Below are 582 nucleotides of genomic sequence, written 5' to 3'. Positions count from 1 at the left end.
AATTGTGGGTGCTCTTAACGGCCTTATCAGCGGGATCGTCGGGGCATTTGTTATGGGTCTGGGTCTAGGTATTGGTGCCACGCTGCTCGCGCAATGGCTGCTGAACCATGTGCAGGTGCTTGTGCATTGAACGAGACGCCTGTGCATTATCCGGATACGTGGTTCGGTCCCTGCAAATGCCGAGAGCGTATGGGGTTCGAGGGCGCGAAATGTGTGTATGAAAAGGGCAAGCGCCCTTGTGACAAGGAGAAACATGAATCACGGTGAATTGATTTTTCGCGACATCGGTCTGGGTGTCAACAAGCATGGCCAGTGCCCGCTGCTAGTGACCGGCATTGTGCTTGTCGAGGCCTCGGACCACATGCGCCTCGAAAGTAGCGTGTTGACCATTGACGGCGTGCAGCGTGACGAACTGGTACGGGGCGAGGCTAAGCTCTTGCCCACCAAGTACGATGGGTGGCGCGCTGACGATATCATCGAAGACCGTAAATGGCGTGCGGGGCACTCGCGCATCGAGGTCAAGGGCACGCGACACTGGTCGTTCGCAGAGGTCGCGGAGCGCGCACTGAAGTTGATATCGAG

1 protein-coding gene is annotated in these 582 nt (G+C 57.2%); it reads left to right on the top strand.

Features of this window, described 5'->3' with window-relative positions; all coding sequences use genetic code 11:
• Positions 1-253 precede the first annotated feature (253 nt).
• Positions 254-582: hypothetical protein (locus tag AC1RPN_RS08125; protein WP_481763704.1), on the top strand; the 329-nt coding region annotated here is incomplete at its 3' end.

Source organism: Dellaglioa sp. CoH-57-MRSF-20 (assembly GCF_056781955.1).
This window is presented reverse-complemented; position numbering and strand designations above follow the sequence as displayed.